The 18,563-nt window shown below is 61.6% G+C and carries 15 protein-coding genes; 10 read left to right on the plus strand and 5 right to left on the minus strand.

Going from position 1 to position 18,563, the window contains the following annotated elements; all coding sequences use genetic code 11:
* Window positions 1-54: 54 nt before the first annotated feature.
* Window positions 55-789: a lysoplasmalogenase gene (locus tag ACQ66J_RS09255; protein ID WP_430431395.1), complete on the plus strand. Its 735-nt coding sequence runs from the start codon at window positions 55-57 to the stop codon at window positions 787-789.
* Here the strand turns inward: ACQ66J_RS09255 and rpoH are convergent.
* The gene (gene rpoH / locus ACQ66J_RS09260) at window positions 786-1,676 is read right to left on the minus strand and encodes an RNA polymerase sigma factor RpoH (RefSeq protein ID WP_430431396.1); all 891 of its coding nucleotides are present in this window, start codon (window positions 1,674-1,676) and stop codon (window positions 786-788) included. The genes ACQ66J_RS09255 and rpoH overlap by 4 nt on opposite strands.
* A gap of 214 nt (window positions 1,677-1,890) precedes the next feature.
* On the opposite strand from rpoH, the gene ACQ66J_RS09265 reads away from it, so the two are divergent.
* A complete protein-coding gene (locus ACQ66J_RS09265; RefSeq protein ID WP_430431397.1) occupies window positions 1,891-2,409 on the plus strand; it encodes a GNAT family N-acetyltransferase in 519 nt (172 codons plus the stop codon).
* Between the two features lie 77 nt (window positions 2,410-2,486).
* Window positions 2,487-3,374 carry a bile acid:sodium symporter family protein gene (locus tag ACQ66J_RS09270; protein ID WP_375550044.1) on the plus strand — a complete coding sequence of 296 codons (888 nt, stop codon included), beginning with the start codon at window positions 2,487-2,489 and terminating at the stop codon, window positions 3,372-3,374.
* Here the strand turns inward: ACQ66J_RS09270 and ACQ66J_RS09275 are convergent.
* Complete coding sequence (locus ACQ66J_RS09275; protein WP_430432246.1) at window positions 3,371-4,348, minus strand: RluA family pseudouridine synthase; 978 nt, start codon at window positions 4,346-4,348, stop codon at window positions 3,371-3,373. The genes ACQ66J_RS09270 and ACQ66J_RS09275 overlap by 4 nt on opposite strands.
* A gap of 209 nt (window positions 4,349-4,557) precedes the next feature.
* Between ACQ66J_RS09275 and ACQ66J_RS09280 the strand changes: the two genes are divergently transcribed.
* The 4 genes from ACQ66J_RS09280 (at window position 4,558) to sppA (ending at window position 13,383) form a co-directional block, all read left to right on the plus strand.
* Window positions 4,558-6,924: a TonB-dependent receptor gene (locus ACQ66J_RS09280; protein WP_430431398.1), complete on the plus strand. Its 2,367-nt coding sequence runs from the start codon at window positions 4,558-4,560 to the stop codon at window positions 6,922-6,924.
* Between the two features lie 231 nt (window positions 6,925-7,155).
* On the plus strand, window positions 7,156-9,555 hold the full coding sequence (locus ACQ66J_RS09285) for a TonB-dependent receptor (RefSeq protein ID WP_430431399.1): 2,400 nt from the start codon (window positions 7,156-7,158) through the stop codon (window positions 9,553-9,555).
* 138 nt (window positions 9,556-9,693) lie between these two features.
* Complete coding sequence (locus tag ACQ66J_RS09290) at window positions 9,694-11,421, plus strand: alkaline phosphatase D family protein (protein WP_430431400.1); 1,728 nt, start codon at window positions 9,694-9,696, stop codon at window positions 11,419-11,421.
* Window positions 11,422-11,517: 96 nt separating this feature from the next.
* Window positions 11,518-13,383, plus strand: coding sequence for a signal peptide peptidase SppA (sppA, locus tag ACQ66J_RS09295; RefSeq protein ID WP_430431401.1), 1,866 nt, complete (start codon window positions 11,518-11,520; stop codon window positions 13,381-13,383).
* Between the two features lie 56 nt (window positions 13,384-13,439).
* On the opposite strand, the gene ACQ66J_RS09300 is transcribed toward sppA, so the two are convergent.
* Window positions 13,440-14,306, minus strand: coding sequence for a LysR family transcriptional regulator (locus ACQ66J_RS09300; protein ID WP_430431402.1), 867 nt, complete (start codon window positions 14,304-14,306; stop codon window positions 13,440-13,442).
* 104 nt (window positions 14,307-14,410) lie between these two features.
* On the opposite strand from ACQ66J_RS09300, the gene ACQ66J_RS09305 reads away from it, so the two are divergent.
* Window positions 14,411-15,043 carry an FMN-dependent NADH-azoreductase gene (locus tag ACQ66J_RS09305; protein WP_430431403.1) on the plus strand — a complete coding sequence of 211 codons (633 nt, stop codon included), beginning with the start codon at window positions 14,411-14,413 and terminating at the stop codon, window positions 15,041-15,043.
* A 46-nt stretch (window positions 15,044-15,089) separates the two neighbouring features.
* Here the strand turns inward: ACQ66J_RS09305 and ACQ66J_RS09310 are convergent, their stop codons facing one another.
* Window positions 15,090-15,617 (minus strand): hypothetical protein, encoded by a 528-nt coding sequence (locus ACQ66J_RS09310; protein WP_430431404.1) that lies wholly within the window; start codon window positions 15,615-15,617, stop codon window positions 15,090-15,092.
* A 109-nt stretch (window positions 15,618-15,726) separates the two neighbouring features.
* On the minus strand, window positions 15,727-16,356 hold the full coding sequence (folE, locus tag ACQ66J_RS09315; protein WP_430431405.1) for a GTP cyclohydrolase I FolE: 630 nt from the start codon (window positions 16,354-16,356) through the stop codon (window positions 15,727-15,729).
* 291 nt (window positions 16,357-16,647) lie between these two features.
* Between folE and cysS the strand changes: the two genes are divergently transcribed.
* The gene (gene cysS / locus ACQ66J_RS09320) at window positions 16,648-18,036 is read left to right on the plus strand and encodes a cysteine--tRNA ligase (RefSeq protein WP_430431406.1); all 1,389 of its coding nucleotides are present in this window, start codon (window positions 16,648-16,650) and stop codon (window positions 18,034-18,036) included.
* Window positions 18,037-18,075: 39 nt separating this feature from the next.
* Window positions 18,076-18,513 (plus strand): iron-sulfur cluster assembly scaffold protein, encoded by a 438-nt coding sequence (locus tag ACQ66J_RS09325; protein ID WP_430431407.1) that lies wholly within the window; start codon window positions 18,076-18,078, stop codon window positions 18,511-18,513.
* Window positions 18,514-18,563 lie beyond the last annotated feature (50 nt).

The raw sequence follows: 18,563 nt of genomic DNA on the forward strand, positions 1-18,563 counted from the left end.
AGGAAAGCGGCACGCCTTTGACCTGAATGGCGCCCAAACATGACGAGACTGTTTATGACCGACCCTGTCGCTGATCGCTACGCTCGCACCGAGCCTTTGTTTCCGGACTGGGCGGCGCCCATTTATCTGTGGGTCTCGGTGGCGGCCTCGGTGATTTATCTGGGCCTGGACCTGACCACCTATTCCATGCCGGGCCTGGCGTTGACCAAGGCGCTGGGGATCATCTTGCTGGGTGTTTACGCGCTGTTGAAGCGGGCGCCCGTGCTGGCGCTGGCCCTGATGCTGTCGGCGGGCGGCGATTATGCGCTGGCGATGAGTCCGCCGCAGCTCGAGGCCGGGATCGGGTTTTTCGGGGCTGCGCATCTCACTTATATCGTCATTTTCGCCCTGATGGTGATGGGCGGCGGCCTCAAGCGCGAGGGGCTTGTTCTGGCGGGCGGGCTGTTCGTGTTCGGCGTCGCCATGTGGCTTTGGCTCAGCCCGGGCATGGGGGCGTTGACCGTGCCCGTCAGCGTCTATCTGGGCATCATTCTGGTCATGGCGATGGCGGCGGGCCTGGTGCAGGGGACCAATCTGATCGTCATCGGCGCTCTGTTGTTCGTGGTGTCGGATTCCGTGCTGGCCATGCGCTGGTTCCGCGATGTGCTGGTCTTTGAAGACGGCCTGGATTGGGGCGGGGTGATTGTCTGGGTCACCTATTACGCGGCGCAGCTGTGCCTGACCCTCGGCGTGGTGCGCGCCAGGGCCGGGGCTCAAGCTCAGACTGTGAACACGGATGTTTCCGCCTAGGCGGGCATCAGGCCGCGTTCTTCAGCGAGCCGCTTCATTTCATTTTGCAGCTTTTCAAACGCGCGCACCTCGATCTGGCGGATGCGTTCGCGACTGACCCCATAGACCTGCGCCAGGTCTTCGAGGGTTTTCGGGTCTTCGGTCAGTCGGCGTTCCTGGATGATGTTCTGCTCACGCTCGTTGAGCGCGCCCATGGCCTCTTGAAGCAGGGTCATGCGGGTGCTGAATTCATCAGATTCCGCCAGCTCTTCTTCGGCGTCGTCCGCATCGTCATCGGCCAGCCAGTCCTGCCATTCCGCTTCGCCATCCGCGCGCATCGGCGCGTTGAGCGAGGCGTCGGGGCCGGACAGGCGCCGGTTCATGGAGATGACGTCGTCATCGGTCACGCCCAGCTTGGTGGCGATATGCTCGACCTGATCGGGGTGCAGATCGCCTTCTTCCAAAGCGCGCATCTGGCTTTTCATCCGGCGCAGATTGAAGAACAGCTTTTTCTGGGCCGCCGTGGTGCCCATTTTCACCAGCGACCAGGAACGCAGGATGTATTCCTGGATCGAGGCGCGGATCCACCACATGGCGTAGGTGGCCAGGCGGAAGCCCTTGTCGGGGTCAAACTTCTTCACCGCCTGCATCAGGCCCACATTGCCTTCGCTGATCACTTCCGCGATCGGCAGGCCATAGCCGCGATAGCCCATGGCGATCTTGGCGACGAGGCGCAGATGAGAGGTGACCAGCTGGTGCGCGGCGTCTGAGTCTTCATGCTCCTGCCAGCGTTTGGCCAGCATGAACTCCTGGTCTTTTTCCAGCATGGGGAATTTGCGGATCTCCGCGAGATATCGCGACAGACCGGCTTCCGGCGACATTGTCAGCGCTGATTTCATATTCGCCATGTGTCACTCCCCAGCGAGCCTTGGCGCCGACAGGATGAGCAGCGCCGCGTTCATTTAGGTAGCCCATTTCCAGATTAACAGGGGTCACAAGCCGGTGAGGCTGAAACACAATCCTTCGGGCCAGCAAAATAGAACAGAAAACGGCGCCCGGATTAAGGCCTGGCGCGGAAAGAATGTATTGCCCTGACGGACGAGCCCCGCGAAAACTCACTGCATGACTATTTCAGTGCGACAGGCCCGCTCGGGCGATCAGGACGCCCTGGCTCTGGTGGGGGCGGCGACATTTCTGGAAAGCTATGCCGGAATCGTGGACGGGGGCGCCATCATCCGCCATTGCGCCGAGCGTCACACGCCGGACGTCTATGCACGGGCGCTGGACACGTCCGGCCAGGCGCTCTGGCTGGCCGAGCAAGCGCCCGGCGCGGCGCCGGTGGGCTATCTGCACCTGACCGCGCCTGATCTGCCGGTTGAAACGCGCGCTGACGATCTTGAGATCAAGCGCATCTATGTGCTGGCGAGCCTGCATCGCTCGGGTTTGGGGCGGCGTTTTCTGCAGGCGGGGATTGATCATGCCCGCGCAGTCGACGCCGACCGTCTGTTGCTGGGCGTCTACAAGAACAATACCCGCGCGCTCGCCTTTTATGACCGCATGGGATTTGAGACAATCGGGACGCGCCAGTTCGATGTAGGCGGGCGCGTCTATGATGACTGGGTGCTGGCGCTGAAGGTTTGAGCGCGCCACGGAGAACCACAAAAACCATAGTTGAAATATGCCTTTATGCGCTCTCTTAAGCGCTTTAGGGTGGTGGTATGGAAAGTCTCTTTGCGCAAGTCCTGCTGCCGCTCGCCCTGGCCTTCATCATGTTCACGCTTGGCGTGGGGCTGACGCCGGCCGATTTCAAACGCATCGCTTTGCAGCCCAAGGCCTTTCTTGTGGGGACGGCGCTGCAATTCATTTCCTTGCCCCTGATCGCGATTGTGCTGGTGGCGTTCCTGCCCATCCCGCCCATCGTGAAAGTGGGCGTGGTGCTCCTGGCGGCCTGTCCGGGCGGGACCACCTCCAATCTGCTTACCCATATGGCGCGTGGCGATGTGGCGCTCTCGGTCTCTCTGACGGCGGTCACCTCGCTGGCGTCTGTGGTGACGGTGCCGCTCGTGTTGATGGTGGCGCTGGCTCTGTTCATGGGCCCGGATGCGCCAGACGTGGGCATGGTGTCGACGGGCGTGGTGATTTTCGCGCTGACGGTCATCCCGGTCGCGCTGGGCATGGTGTTGCGACAGGTCGCGCCAGGTGTCGCGCTCGCGCTCGAACGCAATTCACGCTTCATGTCGGCTTTGGTGTTCACTGCGGTCGTTCTGGCGACCATCATCAATGAAGGGGTGGGCGAGACCCTGCGCCGTCTGACCCAGGCGGGCGCGGTGTCGCTGGCGCTGAATGTGGCGGCCATGGCGGTGGCGTTCGCGGTGTCGAGCTGGATGGCGTTCAAGATGCGCCAGCGGATCGCGCTGACGCTCGAATGCGGCTTGCAGAACGCCACGCTCGCCATTGTGGTGGCGAGTTCCTTGCTGGGCGATATCGACTACGCCATGCCCGCCGCGATCTACGGCTTGATGATGTTCGCCACGGCGGGCGTGTTCATCCTGTGGGCGCGGCGCTGGTCGAAAGCGGCGGTGCGCGCCCGGGCGATGGCGCGCTAGATCCGCTCCAGAAAGCCTTCGAGCCTTTGCATGTCCTTGGGCAGGTCCGTTTCAAACCGCACAGGCTCGCCTGTCACCGGATGGGTGAACCCCAGAACGGCGGCGTGCAGCGCCTGACGGCGGAAATCCTTGAAGTCCTTGCCGCTATCGAGTTTGGCGAGCGGGGAGGAGCGGCCCCGGCCATAGACCGGATCGCCCAGCAGAGGACAGCCGATATGGGCCATGTGCACCCGGATCTGGTGGGTGCGCCCGGTTTCAAGACGGCAGCGCACCAAAGCGCACATGGGATGGCCCACAGACTTGCCGGGCTCCTGACCAAAGGTTTTCAGCGTCTCGTAATTGGTGATCGCGTGCTTGCCGGCGTCTGAACCCGGCCTGTCGATCACCGCCATTTTCTTGCGGTCATGGCTGGAGCGCGCCAATCGCGTTTCGATCCGCCCCGTCTTGGGATGGGGCGCGGACCGGGTGAAGGCGAGATAGGCGCGCTCCACCGTGTGGGCCGCGAATTGCTCGGACAGCCCCTGATGCGCCTTGTCGGTCTTGGCGGCCACCATGACGCCAGAGGTGTCCTTGTCCAGGCGATGCACGATGCCGGGGCGCTCCACCCCGCCAATACCCGAGAGCGATCCCGCGCAATGAAACAGCAGCGCGTGCACCAGCGTACCGGTCCAGTGACCCGCCGCAGGGTGCACCGCCATGCCGGCGGGCTTGTTGAGAACGATCAGATGCTCGTCTTCAAACAGGACGTCCAGCGGGATGTCCTCAGGTGTCGGCGTCGCTTCCACGGGGGCGGGCACGTCCAGACGGTAGGTCGCGCCTTCGCGCACCTTGGCGGAGGGATCGGTCAACACCTCGCCATCCACCGACAGGCAACCTTGCTCGACCAGCGCCTTGCAGCGCGAGCGGGAGAGGTCGTCCCACAGCGCAGCCATCCAGCGATCCAGTCGCGCGCCGGCGTCCTCAAGGGGTGCGATGTGCTCTCGTGGTGTGTCCTGCCCGGTCAAATAACTGCGCCTCTTCGTTCATGGAAGGGAGTGGCATTGCGGTAACATCTGCAATGCCGCTTCACTCAGCCTCAAGTCTTTGAGGAAGTGGTAAGTGAAAGGTCGTACTGCGTCCCTATCCGCTTCCAGTTCGCGTTCATCATCTTGGACGCTATGCCGCAAGATCAGGGATCCTGACAATGACGTTCAAAGCTCGCTTGTCTGTGTGCGCTGCGCTGATCGCGCTGTCGCCCGTCGCGCCCGCCTTTGCTCAGCACGGTGAGTCACAGATCACGGACGTGATCACCGTGACCACGCAGAAACGCGAGCAGTCTGTCACGGACGTGCCGATCAATCTGACCGCGTACAACACCCGGCGCCTTGAAGTCCTGGGTATCGAACAGTTCGATGAACTGTCTGATTTCGTGCCGGGCCTGGAAATTCAGGAACAGTCGCCCAATACGCCCGGCTTCGCCATTCGTGGCATTACGTCTGACGACACCACGGCGACGGGTGAAGCACGGGTCGCCGTGTTTCAGGACGGCGTGCCGATCTCCCGCGCCCGCGGCGCGTTTGTGGAGCTGCATGATGTCGAGCGCGTGGAAGTGGCCAAAGGCCCGCAGCCGACCCTGTTTGGCCGGGGCGCGCTGATCGGCGGCATCAACATCATCCAGAACAAGGCCCAGCTGGACGATGCGATGTCCGGCGCAGCGTCCTTCACTCTGGGCGATTATAATCGCGTTGAAGCGCGCGCTCATGTGAACCTGCCGCTTGGTGAGACGGTCGCCCTGCGATTGGCCGCTGCTCATAAAGCGCGCGACGGCTATGTAGACAATGTGCTGGGCGGGCCGGCGATGAATGCGGTCGACCTGGTGGCTTATCGCGTCTCCGCCCGCTGGGAGCCGACCGACGCATTGCGTCTGGACGTGATCGCCAATTATCAGGACGACACGCCGGAAGGCGGCACATCGTTCAAATCCGGAGTGTACGCGCCGGCGCCGGGCGTCTCGCTCGAGCCTTGGGACCCCGCTGCTTTGAACACCCTGCCGGTGCTTGAGGACGGCGCTCCACTGGGGATCGGCCGAAAAGTCTACGGCGTCACTGTCTTGGGGGATTATATCCTCAATGATGACTGGTCGATCTCGTCCATCACGGGCTGGCGCGCATTGGAAACCCGCGAAATCCTGGATTCGGACGGGTTTGCCGCCGAACTTCTGGCGGTCGGAGAGAACGGCTCCGGTCACCAATGGAGCCAGGAAATCCGGTTCAATTATGACGCGGGCGGCCCCCTGACCGGCTTCTTCGGCGTCTCATACTTCTATGAGCGTAGCCAGCAGCGCATTGCGCTGGCCAGTCATGAAGCTGCGGTTCAGGCTTTGCTGGCGCCCCAGCTGGCGGCGGGCGCCGGCCTGACTGTGGCGCAGGTGGAGGCTCTGCTGGCGCTGCAGGGCGTCCCCAATGCGGGCGGGTTTGACGATCCGCTCAATCCGTTGGGCCTGTCCGTCCCCAGCCTGCTCACGACCGGACAGATCGCGCCGCTGAGCTATTATCGCGAAGGCACCACCAATTTCGGCGAGACCACCGCCTTTGATGTCTTTGCGGACCTTTCCTACGCGGTGACGGATCGACTGACGCTGAGCGCCGGACTGCGCTGGACGCATGAAGACAAGGAGGCCGGGATTTCTGGCTGGCATTATGATGCGCCGAACCGCGTCACGGGGGCCCCGACCGTCTTCCTGCCCGCCACGCCCAACGGCGTGATGCTGGAGTCTGGCGAACGCAGCTTTGACGACTACACCTGGCGCCTGACCGGTCAGTACGATCTCAATGCGGCGGTGAACCTGTTTGCGTCCTATGCGCGCGGTCGCCGTCCGGACGTGATCAGTTTTTCAGACGGCCAGTTCGTGATCGCTCCGGCTGAAATTGTCGACAGTTACGAAGTCGGCGGCTACTGGACGCTGGACTCCACCAACATCCAGGCCTCCGTGTTCTATTCCGAATACGACAACTTCCAGAGCGGTCGCCTGGAACCGCAAAGCGCAACCTATATCGTAGATAACGCTGGAAGCGCGACGCAGTACGGATTTGAGGGGCAGGTCGATCACCAAATGACTGACGGCCTGTCGGTTTTTGCGACCTACGCGTACAATATTTCAGAATTTGACGACACGGACTCAGGCGGCAATCTGCAAGAATTCGCTGGCAACACCTTTCGCCTGTCGCCTGATCATGCGGTGTCGGTGGGCGTGCTCGCCGAGTTCGACGCAAGCTTTGGCCGATTATCGCTGATCCCGACCTGGACGTGGCAGTCAGAGGTCTTTTTCAACAATGATAACGATCTGACCGACGCCGTTCAGGACGAAGTCCAGGGCGATTTCGGCCTGATCAATGTCCGGGCGCGACTGGATCTGCCCAATGAGCGGGTCTATGGCGAGGTTTTCGTCAATAATCTGGCGGACGAGGCTTACATCATCGATGCAGGCAATACCGGCGATAGTTTCGGCATTCCAACCTTCATCGCCGGCTCGCCCCGCATGGCGGGCGTTAGGGTGGGCGCGAGCTTCTAGCCGCGCCTCCCCTGAGGTGAGCTGTTCTGTGTGTGTATTGGGGCTAGTTTCAAATGAATGAGCCCATTTGTTTATGCATACTGAGTGGCTTTTGGGTGACATCGCCTGCATTGCGTCGCCGCGACACTATTCTTTGATAAAGCCGTTAGCGAAGCGTCACACTTCGCCCCTAACAGCAGCCGGTCAGCGTTCATCGCGATGATCGCTATGTAAAAGTTCAGGGGTCCCACAATGACGTTCAAAGCTCGCATGTCTGCGTGCGCTGCGCTTGTTGCGCTTGCGCCTTCCGCACCCGCCTTCGCCCAAGAGGTCAATTCCCAGGTCACTGACGTGATCACGGTGACCACCCAGTTCCGCGAACAGTCTCTGGCCGATGTGCCGATCAATGTCTCGGCGTTTAATGAAGAGCTGATCGAGCGTCTCGACATCCGCAATCTCGAAGACATGGCCCTGTTCACCCCGGGCCTGGTCATTCAAGAGCAAAGCCCGAACAACACCGGCTACTCCCTGCGCGGCATCACCACCGACAGCGGCGTCGCGACCGCTGAAGCGCGCGTGGCCATGTTCCAGGACGGCCTGTCCATCTCGCGCTCGCGCGGCTCTTATGTCGAGCTGTTCGACATCGAACGTCTCGAAGTCGTCAAAGGCCCGCAGCCGACCCTGTTTGGTCGCGGCGCGCTGATCGGCGGCATCAACATCATCCAGAACAAGGCCGAGTTTGAAAACTCCGCCAGCGTCTTCGCCGGTCTGGGCAATTACGACGCCTATGAAGTGGGCGGCCATGTGAACTACGCCATCGCGGACAATTACGGCCTGCGCTTCGCCGCGGTGAACCGCGTGCGCGACGGCTTTATCGAGAATCTCGGTGACGGCGACGACCTTCAGGGCCGTGACGTCCTGGCTGGCCGTCTGGTTCTGTCTGGCGAGCCGATGGGCAATTTCAGCTTCGACCTGATCGCCAATTGGCAGCAAGACAACGGCCCCGGCACCTCGTTCAAGTCCGGCGTTCTGGCACCCGTGGGCGGCGACACCTCGCCTTACAGCGCGGCGGATCTGCGCTTGATCGACGGCTTCCTCAACGGCGAACCGCTGGGCCTGGACCGTTGGGTTTGGGGTCTGACCGCGCTCACCAGCTGGGACATCAACGACAGCTGGAACCTGGCCACCGTGACCGGTTACCGCGCGTATGACTCTCTTGAGATTTTTGACCCGATCGGCGGCGGCATCGAGTTTCTGAACTTTGCCGAAGACGCCACCGGCCGTCAGACCAGCCATGAAATGCGCCTCAGCTTTGATAATGGCGGCCCGCTCACCGCGTTCGGCGGCTTCACCTATTTCTACGAAGCCAACACGCAGCGCATTCCGGGCATCTATAACGAAGCCGCAGTTCAAGCCTTCTTTGCGGGTGCTGGAAGTTTCGATGGCTTCGTGCCGCCTCTGACCGACGAGCAAAAGAGACAAGGAGTAACACCCTTGGATATCATTGCTGGCGGCATTAGCCAGATTTTGCGTTCGCCAGTCTCGGCGCAAGATCTGGCTGACGTCACAAATCCGTTCCCGTACTCGATTGCCGGTCTCCTCGGAAGCGGTGTGGCGCTCCCGCTGCGCCCCAACTACACCGAGGAAGCGGCTAACGCCGGGTCCACCGAAGCGTTGGATTTCTTCGCCGATGCCTCTTACGCCGTCACCGATCGCCTGACCCTGACCGCCGGCGTGCGCTACACTGACGAGAGCAAACAGTCATCCGGTTATGGCGGCACCGATATGGGGCCGAACCGCGTCACCTTCGGTCCGATGCTGATCCTGACCGGCACGCCGAGCTTTGCAGCCGTGAACGCAAGCGCGGATTTCGACGCCTGGACCTATCGTGTGAACGCGGCCTACACGCTGACCGACCGCATCAACACTTGGGTCAGCTATGCCCGCGGCCGCAGCCCCGACCTTCTGTCTCTCGACAGCAACTCGCCGACCTTCTTCGCGACCGCGCCGGCCGAGATTGTCGACTCACTGGAGGCGGGCGCTTTCATCACGCTCGATCGCGGCACGCTGACGGCCTCGGTCTACCGGTCTGAGTATGAGAACTTCCGGACCTCAGTGTTTGATCCGCTGACGGCGACCTTCACCCCGCAGAACAATGGTGAAGCCACCCAGACCGGCGCTGAATTCCAAGGCGATTTCAACCTGACCGACACGTTCGATCTGATGGTCAGCTATTCCTACAACATGGCCAAATTCAACGACACGTCGGGCGGCCAGCCGCAGGCGCTGGGCGGCAACCGTTTCCGTTATGCACCAGAGCATTCGGTCGCGCTGGGCGCACGCTGGGAAGTGGCCGCGGGCGACTGGGGCATTCTGACCGTGCTGCCGAGCTATTCGTGGCAGTCCCATGTCTTCACCGACAACGACAATGATCGTTTCGTCGGCGTGCGTCAGGACGCTTACGGCCTGCTGCGGGCCCGTGTGCGCTATGAAAGCGTGGATGAGGGCTATTTCGCGGAAGTCTACGGCAACAACCTGACGGATGAAGAATTCCTGATCGACGCTGGCAATACCGGCGCCGGCTTTGGTCTTCCGACCTTCATCCCGGGTGCGCCGCTGACTTACGGCTTCCGCGTCGGCGCGACCTTCTAGGTCGGGCGGACTGAAAACGGCTCGTCTGGGGGGACGGGGCTGTGGCCGGCGCAAGGAGAGGGGCCTTGCGCCGGCCTTCTTATTTGTTCTCTACTTTTCCGTGACTCGTCGCGGGCGAGCATAATCGGGGGGAAGACCATGTCTGACGAGATGAAACTCACGCGCCGGGCGGCGCTGGCGGGCGTCGCCGGTCTGGGGTTGGCGGCCACCGCCTGCAGCCGCGAGGATTCCGCGCCCAGCTTTGCGCCGCGCCCACCCGCAGAGGGGCCTTTCAAGCACGGTGTGGCCAGCGGCGACCCCGATCAGAGCTCGATCATGCTGTGGACGGCGATCACCGCTGACAGCCTTGACGCCCCGGTGCGCGTTCAGCTGGCTGAAGACCCCGAGTTTCAATCGGTGCTGATCGACGCCGAAGCGGCGCCCGCCGCAGAACCCGTGCGCGCCATGACGCCGTTCAAACTGCTGGCGGACGGGCTGCAGCCGGGTCGGAGCTATTGGTACCGCTTTTCCTTTGGTGGAGCGTTGAGCGAAACCGGTCAGACCCGCACCCTGCCTGAGGGCGCGGTGGACAGCTTCAAGATCGCCGCGTTTTCATGCTCGAACTATCCGGCGGGCTTCTTTAACGCCTATCGCGCCGCCGCCGAGCGCGGCGATGTCGATCTGGTCGTCCATCTGGGCGATTATCTTTATGAATATGGTCGCGGCGGATACGCCATGGAGGACGATGAGCGTCTGGGACGGGTGGTCGAACCCGCTCATGAGATCGTCAGCTATGAAGATTATGTGCTGCGTTACGCCCAGTATAACGCCGACCCGGACCTCAAGGCGCTCAAAGCCGCCGCGCCCTGGTTGACGATCTGGGATGATCACGAGACGGCGAATAACGCTCATGTCACCGGCGCTGAAAATCATGATCCCGATGAAGGCGAGGGGCCTTGGCCGGTGCGGGTGAACGACGCCATGCGCGCCTATTATGGCTGGCTGCCTGTGCGTGAGCCTGACAATCGCCTGGCGCGTTATGGCGCCTTGGAGATCGGCGACCTGGCCACCTTGATCTTCCTGGAAAGCCGGCTGCTGGCGCGATCACAGGAAATGACCATGGAGGGCTTCCCCATCCCGCTGGATTCAGACCCTGAGGACCCCGAGGTGCAGGCGCAAGTGCAAGCCTGGCTGGACGAAACGGTCGGCGGCGAGGACCGCACCTTGCTGGGCGCCGAGCAGTTTGATTTCGTCATCCGAACACTTGAGCAGTCCGTCGTGGCCGGCAAACCATGGCGCATCTTCGCCAATCAGGTGCTGATGGGCTCGGCGACCGCGCCCGATTTCACCCGTGAGACTCCCTTCTGGCTGCGCTGGGGCATGCGGATCGCGGGCGGCGACATCTGGGATTTTGCGCGCCAGACCCAGTTTGGCGTACCGATGACGCTGGACACCTGGGACGGCTTCCCGACGGAGCGCGAGCGTCTGTTCGAAGCGGCTCGGAACGCCAACGCCGATTTCATCGTGCTGACCGGCGACAGCCATAATTTCTGGACCGTGGACTTGAAGACGGACGCCGGCGAACGGGTCGGCGTCGAGTTTGGCGTGACGTCAGTCACCAGCCCGTCCGACTATGAATTCGTCAATGCGCCAAGCGTGGATTTCGGTCAGATGACCTTGCAGGCCAACCCGCACATTCTCCACCATAGCGTGTACGCCAAGGGCTTTGTCTTGCTTACCCTGACGCCGGACGAAGCGGTCGCAGACTTTGTTACGGTCTCCACCATCAAGGATACGGCGTTTGAAGCGGGGCTGGACAGCCGCTGGCGCGTGACGCCCGCTTCAGGCGGCGCCGTCTCAGCGGTCGAGCGACTGGACGGCGTCTGACTTAGCGTTGCGTCTTTTTAAGGCGCATGCGCCTAGACAGGGGCATGACCGTAGGTCAGGTTAACGGTTCATTCGGGGGTGAAATAAGGGGTTCCCATGTCGTCTGACGAAAACATTGTGGCGCGCATCTGGCGCTATATCGGCGCGTTCCAGCACGGGATTTTGCGCGTCTTCGGGATCTTCGTGATCGCGTTTTTCCTGATCGCCTTCATCGGCAGCCTGTTCTCCAGCGACGAGTTCGACATGGCCGATAACGGCGTTCTGATCTTCGCGCCCGAAGGTCCGATTGTCGAGGAACCGACCACCCTGTCGCCCAATGACGCCTTCACCGCGTCTTTGCTGGGCGGCGGCCCGGGCGAGGAAGTGCTTCTGCGTGATGTTGTCGACGGCTTCCGCCAGGCTGCCGAGGATGATGACGTCACAGCCATCGTGATGAATCTGGAGCGCTTTGGCGGCGGCTATCCCGCAGCCCTGCATGAAGTCGCCCACGAGATGGAGGCCTTCCGCGAGGCGGGCAAAGAGATCATCGTTTATGGCGATAACTTCTCGATGAGCGGCTATTTCCTGGCGGCGCACGCCAGCTCAGTCTACCTGCATGATATGGGCGGCGCGAGCGTCAACGGCTATGCAGTCTATCGCACCTTCTTCCGCTCCTTGCTGGATCGTCTGTATGTGACGCTCAACGTCTATCGCGTCGGCACGTTCAAATCCGCGCTTGAACCCTATCTGGGCGATGAGATGTCGGAACCCGCCGCCGAGGCGAACCTCTACGTCTTTGGCGATCTGTGGAACGCGTATCAGGACCGTGTCGAGGCCGCGCGCGGCCTGCCCGGCGGCGCTTTGCAATCCTATGCCGACGGCTTCCCGGATTTGCTGGTGGCTGAGGGCGGCGATACGGCGGCCGTGTCCCTGAACGCCGGTCTCGTGGACCATGTGATCGGTCGGGGCGCCTATCGCGACCTGCTGGTGGAACGTTATGGCCGGGATGATGAAACCGGCGGCATCGTCGCCAGCAATTTCTTTGACTATGTGGAAGCCAATCGCGAGTTCCAGCTGCTTCCGGCGGACAAGATCGTCGTGATCAAGGCTGTGGGCGGCATTGTGGACGGTAATGGCGATGGCGGCGTGATCGGCGGCGATCAGCACGCGGAACTGGTGCGTCGGGCGCGTTTGGACGACAATGTCCGCGCCATCGTTCTGCGCATTGATTCAGGCGGCGGCTCAGCTTTCGCCTCCGAACTGATCCGCGAAGAGCTGGAAATGGCGCGCCTTGAAGGCAAGATCGTCATCGCCTCCATGGGCGGCGTGGCGGCCTCGGGCGGTTATTGGATCGCAACGCCGGCCCATGAGATCTGGGCGGAGCCGACCACCATCACCGGCTCGATCGGCATCTTTGGTTTCATCCCGACCTTTGAAAACTCTCTGGCCGAGATCGGCGTCTATGAAGACGGTGTCGCGACGTCTGCGACCGCGCGTCAGCCTTCTTTGACTGGCGGCGTGACCGAGGAATGGGACACCGTGCTGCAAAGCTCCATCGAGGCGGGGTATGAGCGCTTCCTGTCCATCGTGGCGGAGTCGCGCGACATGAGCCGTGACGAGGTGGATGCGGTCGCACAGGGTCGCATATGGACCGGTCAGCAAGCGTTTGACCGGGGCCTTGTGGACTCGCTTGGCGGCTATGACGACGCCATCGCCGCCGCTGCTGAGCGTGCAGGCCTGGAAGAGGGCGATTACCGGGTTGTGGAATTCCGCGATGAGGTCGATCCCTTCGCCCAGATCCTGCAAATGCTCGGTGAGGACGCCCGTCTCGCCGTCTTCGGCGACGGGCTGCTGGGTTCGGGGTGGCTGGGCGATATGGCCCGCGACGCGCAGGACGAGATCGAAACCATCAACATGATGAACGATCCCAATGGCGTTTACGCCAGCTGCGTGGAGTGCAACGCCTTCCGCATCAACCAATAGGCTGACGCACCCCTGAAACGAGAAGGCCCGGCTGGATCAGCCGGGCCTTTTTGTGTTCAGCGCTCAAACTGCACGCGAAGCCATTTCAGAAACGTTCGGACTTTGAGGGACTGTAGAGCCTCTTCCCGACCGGCGATCTTGTAGGCGGGTCCTTTCAGCCGGAGCACCGGTCCGACCGGAACCAGCAAGTCGCGCTGGATCAGAAGGCTTAACAGATGGGGGCTTCCCAAGAGCACGCCTTGCCCCGCCAGCGCGCACTGAACAGCGAATTGTTCGTCTTCGAAGGCGCGCTCCTGCGCGATATTGAGAGGCGAGCCCGTCTGTGCTGACAGGTCAGACCATCCGGGCGCCGCGCCGATCGGCATGCGCCAGCTTGGGCTGAGCAAATCCACGCTGCGCCCCGCCAGCGCCTTGTCGCGGAGGGAGGGGGTCGCGAAGGCGCCGAACTCATCCTCGACCAGTGTCTCTTCGTCCTCGTTCACCGGTCCATAGCGGATCGCGAGATCAATCTGGGTTGCGCGCTTCAGATCCACTGGCGCATAGGAGGTTTCGATCCGGACGCTGAGATCGGGAAGCTCCGTTTCGAGCTGCGCCAATCTGGGCGCCAGCCAGAGGCTGGCGAAGGCGGGCGTGACGGCCAGGGTGATCCGTCCTGACTGGGGTTCGAGCGCCGAGAGCGCTGCATCGATCTGGCGGAAGGACCCGGCCAGACGTTGCGCCAGCTGCTCGCCCTCGGCCGTGGCGCTCACGCCGCGCGAAGACCGGATCAGCAAGGGCAGGCCCAGCTGCGCCTCCAGCGCCTTGATGGAATGTGACAGCGCGGTGGGCGTTACCCCCAGCTCTTCAGCAGCGCGCGCCAGGGTTCCGTGCCTCGCTGCAGCCTCAAATGCCCGTAACGCGCGGTGTGAGATATGAGCTGACATGAGAAATACTCATCTCTGACTGAAGTCATCTCTATAGCGCATCGATGAGATATGGGGAAATTCAAAAGCCTCTTTTAATCCTGCAGGTCTTAGAGGTGAAAATTATGCATGTCTTGAGAGTGGATGCGAGCGTTCGAAAGGATGGCTCGTTGAGCCGTAAAATTGGTGACGCCTTTATGGAGGCGCTCCGGAAAACTCACCCCGCGGTCAAACTGACCGAACGCGATGTGGGCCTGAACCCGCCCTCCATCATCACATCCGACTGGGTGGCGGCCGCCTTTACGCCCCAAGACGACAGAAGCGCCGCGCAGTCTCAGCTTCTGGCGCCCAGTGACCAGGCCATCGCCGAGCTTCGCGAGGCGGAGATCATCCTGATCACAGCCCCCATGTATAATTACGGCATGCCGGCGGGCCTCAAGGCCTGGGTGGATAGCGTCGTGCGCAAGGACAAAACCTTCACCTTTGATCTGGCGCGCGGCGACTTTCCCTTGAAACCCATCCTGTCGGGCAAGACGCTCGTGCTGGCCACGGCCTGGGGCGAGTTCGGCTTTGAGCCGGGCGGCGTGCGGGACGGGCAGGGCCATCTAGTCGGTCATGTGAAGGCGGTCTCGGGCTATCTGGGCGCGGACCGGGTCGAGCATGTGGGCGTGGAGTATCAGGAGTTTGCCGATGACCGCTTTCAGGCGTCCATGCAGGCGGCGCTGGAGCGGGCTAGCGCTCTCGGGGCGAGCCTTTGAGCCAGAGACAGGCCCGGCAGACTAGCCGGGCCGTCTTGCTTGCCGTCTATCGAAGCTCGGTAAAGCGGGGTTCGCCCCAGTCAAAACGCGAACGACCATACGCATAGCCTGTTTCCTGCTCGGCGACTTGTAGAGGGACCTCGAACAGATGGTCGACATCGTCTCCGTTTGCATCAGAGACAGCCTGAGCCTCACCCAAACTCTGCTGGATTAACTGAAAGCAGGAAGGGGGCGTTCCTCCAACCTGCACGCCAAGATGCTTTTGCTCGGCCTGATAGAGCAAGCTCCAGAGGGCCTTGCCACGACAAGCGCTAAGGACGTGGCAATCCATCGTGGTTTCCAGCGCGACGCAGGCGATCACGTCAGAAGTCTGGGCCAGTGCCGTATAGGCCTGCTCAAAGCGCTCATCGGGCGTGTTGAAAAACAGGATAGTCCAACCGGTAGGCAGATGGGCCCAGCTCATCGGCGTTTCATTCACTTCGTCATGGACATACGTGTCCTGAACACCAAGCAGGTCCAGGATTTCTGATCTCTCAGGCGACCGAACGCCGATCCAGCCGATATTGAAGCCCATGTCATGTTTCCCGCGCGATCGACGACAGCATACTCGGCAAGCTGAAAAGGCCAAGAAAAAGCCCGGGAGCATGGCTCCCGGGCTTTTCTGATTGCGGTTCAGCCTGAGCCTAGCGCTTGGACTGCTCACACAGATTCATGAAGCGCTGGCGCAGTTCGGCGTTCGCCTTGAACTCGCCGCGGAACATGGTTGTGATGGTGGAGACGTTCGGATGGTGCACGCCGCGTGTGGTCATGCACTGGTGCTTGGCGTCCACAAAAATCGCCACGCCCAACGGGCTCATGGCGTCCTCAATCGCATCGGCGATCTGGGCGGTCATGGTCTCTTGCGTCTGAAGGCGCTTGGAGAAGGCCTCGACCACCTTTGCGATCTTGGAAATGCCCACCACGGCGCGGTCGGGCAGATACGCCACGCAGGCCGTGCCCAGGATCGGCGCCATATGGTGCTCGCAATGGCTCTCCACATCGATATGGGTCAGCATGACCATGTCGTCATAGCCCTGCACGTCCTCAAAGCGTTTGCCGAGGATTTTGTGCGGGTCTTCGTCATAGCCGCGGAACCAGTCCTGATACGCGTTCACAACGCGCTTGGGCGTTTCCAGAAGGCCCTCACGGCGCGGATCATCGCCGGCCCAGCGCAACAGGGTGCGCACGGCGTCTTCAGCTTCTTCGCGGGTTGGGCGGACGATGGCGTCGTCGGTGATGTTCACCAGGTTTTCTTTATCTGTCATGGCGTCCATGAGTGGCGGATCCTTTCGTTGACGGGCGCCGCCGCGTCAAACAAGACACGACGACGAAGTACCGGTTTCCGGATCCAGCAAGGGCGTGACGGTCAGAGCCGCAGGCGCGTGCCGGGTCTAGATGGTTTCCTCCGGGAAGCGGTGATCACCGCCTCCAGCGCTTAGTTAGTTTCGGTAATTGGAATGTCCAATGCCGTAAGAAGTCTTTTTCCAAAGCGATCGACGTTGTAGACCGGCGCACTGGTGCAACGCAAATCCCTGCGCTGCGCTCAGACTTTTGGAAAAGCTCAGATGACCGTCCTTCGACTGTATGACACCGCCGCTCGCAAAAAGCGCGACTTCGTCCCGATCAATAAAGAGCGGGTGACGATGTATGTGTGCGGTCCGACGGTGTATTCTGAGGCCCATATCGGGAATTTCCGCCCGCCCGTGGCGTTTGACGTTCTGTTTCGTCTGCTGCGGCACGTCTATGGCGTGGACCATGTGGTCTATGCGCGCAACATCACGGACGTGGACGACAAGATCAACAAAGCGGCGGCTGAGGCTGGCGTTGATATTTCCGTGATCACGGACAAATACACCGCGATCTATCGCGAGGACAGCGCCGCTCTGGCCATTCTGCCGCCTTCACTGGAACCAGCCGCCACCGCACACATGCCGCAAATGATCGCGATGATCGAAAAGCTGATGGCGGACGGCTTCGCCTACGCCGCTGAGGGGCATGTATTGTTTTCCGTCAGCGCGTATCACGATTACGGCAAGCTGTCGGGGCGTGATCTGGACGACATGATCGCGGGCGCGCGTGTGGAAGTCGCGCCCTATAAGCGCGATCCCGCTGATTTCGTGTTGTGGAAGCCCTCCAAACCGGGTGAGCCGGAATGGGAGGCGCCTTTCGGGGCCGGGCGTCCCGGCTGGCATCTTGAGTGCTCGGCGATGATCGAGGCGACTTTGGGAGAGACCATCGACATTCACGGCGGCGGCGGCGATCTGGTTTTCCCGCACCATGAAAACGAAGTGGCCCAATCTGTCTGCGCTCATGGCGGCGCGGCCCTGGCCAATTACTGGCTGCATAACGGCTTCCTCTCCATGGCGTCCGAGAAGATGTCCAAATCTCTGGGCAATGTGATCAAGCCCAATGATCTGCTGCAGGCCGGGGTGAAGGGCGAGACCATTCGTTATGCCTTGATGACGGGCCATTACCGGGCCCCGCTGGACTGGAACGCCAAGCTGCTTGAGGTCACCCAGCGCTCGCTGGATCGTCTGTATGGCGTCCTGCGTCGATTGAAGGCCGTTGAAGCGGCGGAGGTCGAGGTTCCTGAAGCCGTGATCGAGGCGCTGTGTGATGATCTGAACACGCCCAAGGCGCTGGCGGCCCTGTTTGAAATCGCCGGCCGCGCCAACAAGGCCGAGAGCGAGCATGACCAGGCGCAAGCCAAGGGCGAATTGCTCGCGGCGGGGCGTTTGTTGGGTTTGTTTGATCAGGATCCGGACGCCTGGTTTGGCCTCGATACGGTCGATGAAGCTTTGCGTGCGGAGATCGACCAATTGCTCGCCGAGCGTCTTGAAGCGCGCCAGGCCAAGGACTTCGCCAAGGCGGACTCCATCCGCGAAATCCTGACGTCGAAAAATGTTCAGGTGGATGACGGTCCCGAAGGCGCCACCTGGCGTCTGAAGGGCTGACGCCTTGAAATCGACCGCTTGGGAGCGGACATAACGCTCATGAGCGACATCTATTCCAATGACCTGCTCGAACTGGCGGCCGATATTCCTCATGTCGGCCGCCTGAGCGCCCCTCATGGCAGCGCCCACAAAGTGTCGCGCATTTGTGGGTCCGAGCTGACGCTGGACCTTCAGCTGGATGAGGGCCGCATTTGCGAGCTTGGGCTCGAGCTTCAGGCCTGTGCGTTGGGCCAGGCGAGCGCCAGCGTCTTCGCCCGATCGGCGATCGGGGCGGATCAGGACGAGATTCGTGCGGCACGCGAAGCGCTTAAGGCGATGTTGAAGGATGGTGCTGAACCGCCGAGAGGCCGGTTTTCAGCCCTTGTGTCCCTTCAGCCCGCCGCCGCCTATCGCCAGCGTCATGGATCCATCCTGCTGGCGTTTGACGCGGCCGTGGAGGCTTTTGAGGCCGCAATTGCTCACAGTCAGGCTGAATAGACGCCTTCGAAACGAGTTTTGGATTGATCACGCGCGGAACTGGGCTTCTA

It is taken from the genome of Oceanicaulis sp. (genome assembly GCF_965284345.1).
Taxonomy (GTDB): domain Bacteria; phylum Pseudomonadota; class Alphaproteobacteria; order Caulobacterales; family Maricaulaceae; genus Oceanicaulis; species Oceanicaulis alexandrii_A.

Excerpts from the sequence above, each read along its gene's own strand:
- rpoH (WP_430431396.1), bottom strand. The coding sequence starts at position 1,676 with ATGGCGAATATGAAATCAGCGCTGACAATGTCGCCGGAAGCCGGTCTG.
- ACQ66J_RS09300 (WP_430431402.1), bottom strand. The coding sequence starts at position 14,306 with ATGTCAGCTCATATCTCACACCGCGCGTTACGGGCATTTGAGGCTGCA.
- ACQ66J_RS09310 (WP_430431404.1), bottom strand. The coding sequence starts at position 15,617 with ATGGGCTTCAATATCGGCTGGATCGGCGTTCGGTCGCCTGAGAGATCA.
- ACQ66J_RS09270 (WP_375550044.1), top strand. The coding sequence starts at position 2,487 with ATGGAAAGTCTCTTTGCGCAAGTCCTGCTGCCGCTCGCCCTGGCCTTC.
- ACQ66J_RS09280 (WP_430431398.1), top strand. The coding sequence starts at position 4,558 with ATGACGTTCAAAGCTCGCTTGTCTGTGTGCGCTGCGCTGATCGCGCTG.
- folE (WP_430431405.1), bottom strand. The coding sequence starts at position 16,356 with ATGGACGCCATGACAGATAAAGAAAACCTGGTGAACATCACCGACGAC.
- cysS (WP_430431406.1), top strand. The coding sequence starts at position 16,648 with ATGACCGTCCTTCGACTGTATGACACCGCCGCTCGCAAAAAGCGCGAC.
- ACQ66J_RS09305 (WP_430431403.1), top strand. The coding sequence starts at position 14,411 with ATGCATGTCTTGAGAGTGGATGCGAGCGTTCGAAAGGATGGCTCGTTG.
- ACQ66J_RS09285 (WP_430431399.1), top strand. The coding sequence starts at position 7,156 with ATGACGTTCAAAGCTCGCATGTCTGCGTGCGCTGCGCTTGTTGCGCTT.
- ACQ66J_RS09325 (WP_430431407.1), top strand. The coding sequence starts at position 18,076 with ATGAGCGACATCTATTCCAATGACCTGCTCGAACTGGCGGCCGATATT.
- sppA (WP_430431401.1), top strand. The coding sequence starts at position 11,518 with ATGTCGTCTGACGAAAACATTGTGGCGCGCATCTGGCGCTATATCGGC.
- ACQ66J_RS09265 (WP_430431397.1), top strand. The coding sequence starts at position 1,891 with ATGACTATTTCAGTGCGACAGGCCCGCTCGGGCGATCAGGACGCCCTG.
- ACQ66J_RS09290 (WP_430431400.1), top strand. The coding sequence starts at position 9,694 with ATGTCTGACGAGATGAAACTCACGCGCCGGGCGGCGCTGGCGGGCGTC.
- ACQ66J_RS09255 (WP_430431395.1), top strand. The coding sequence starts at position 55 with ATGACCGACCCTGTCGCTGATCGCTACGCTCGCACCGAGCCTTTGTTT.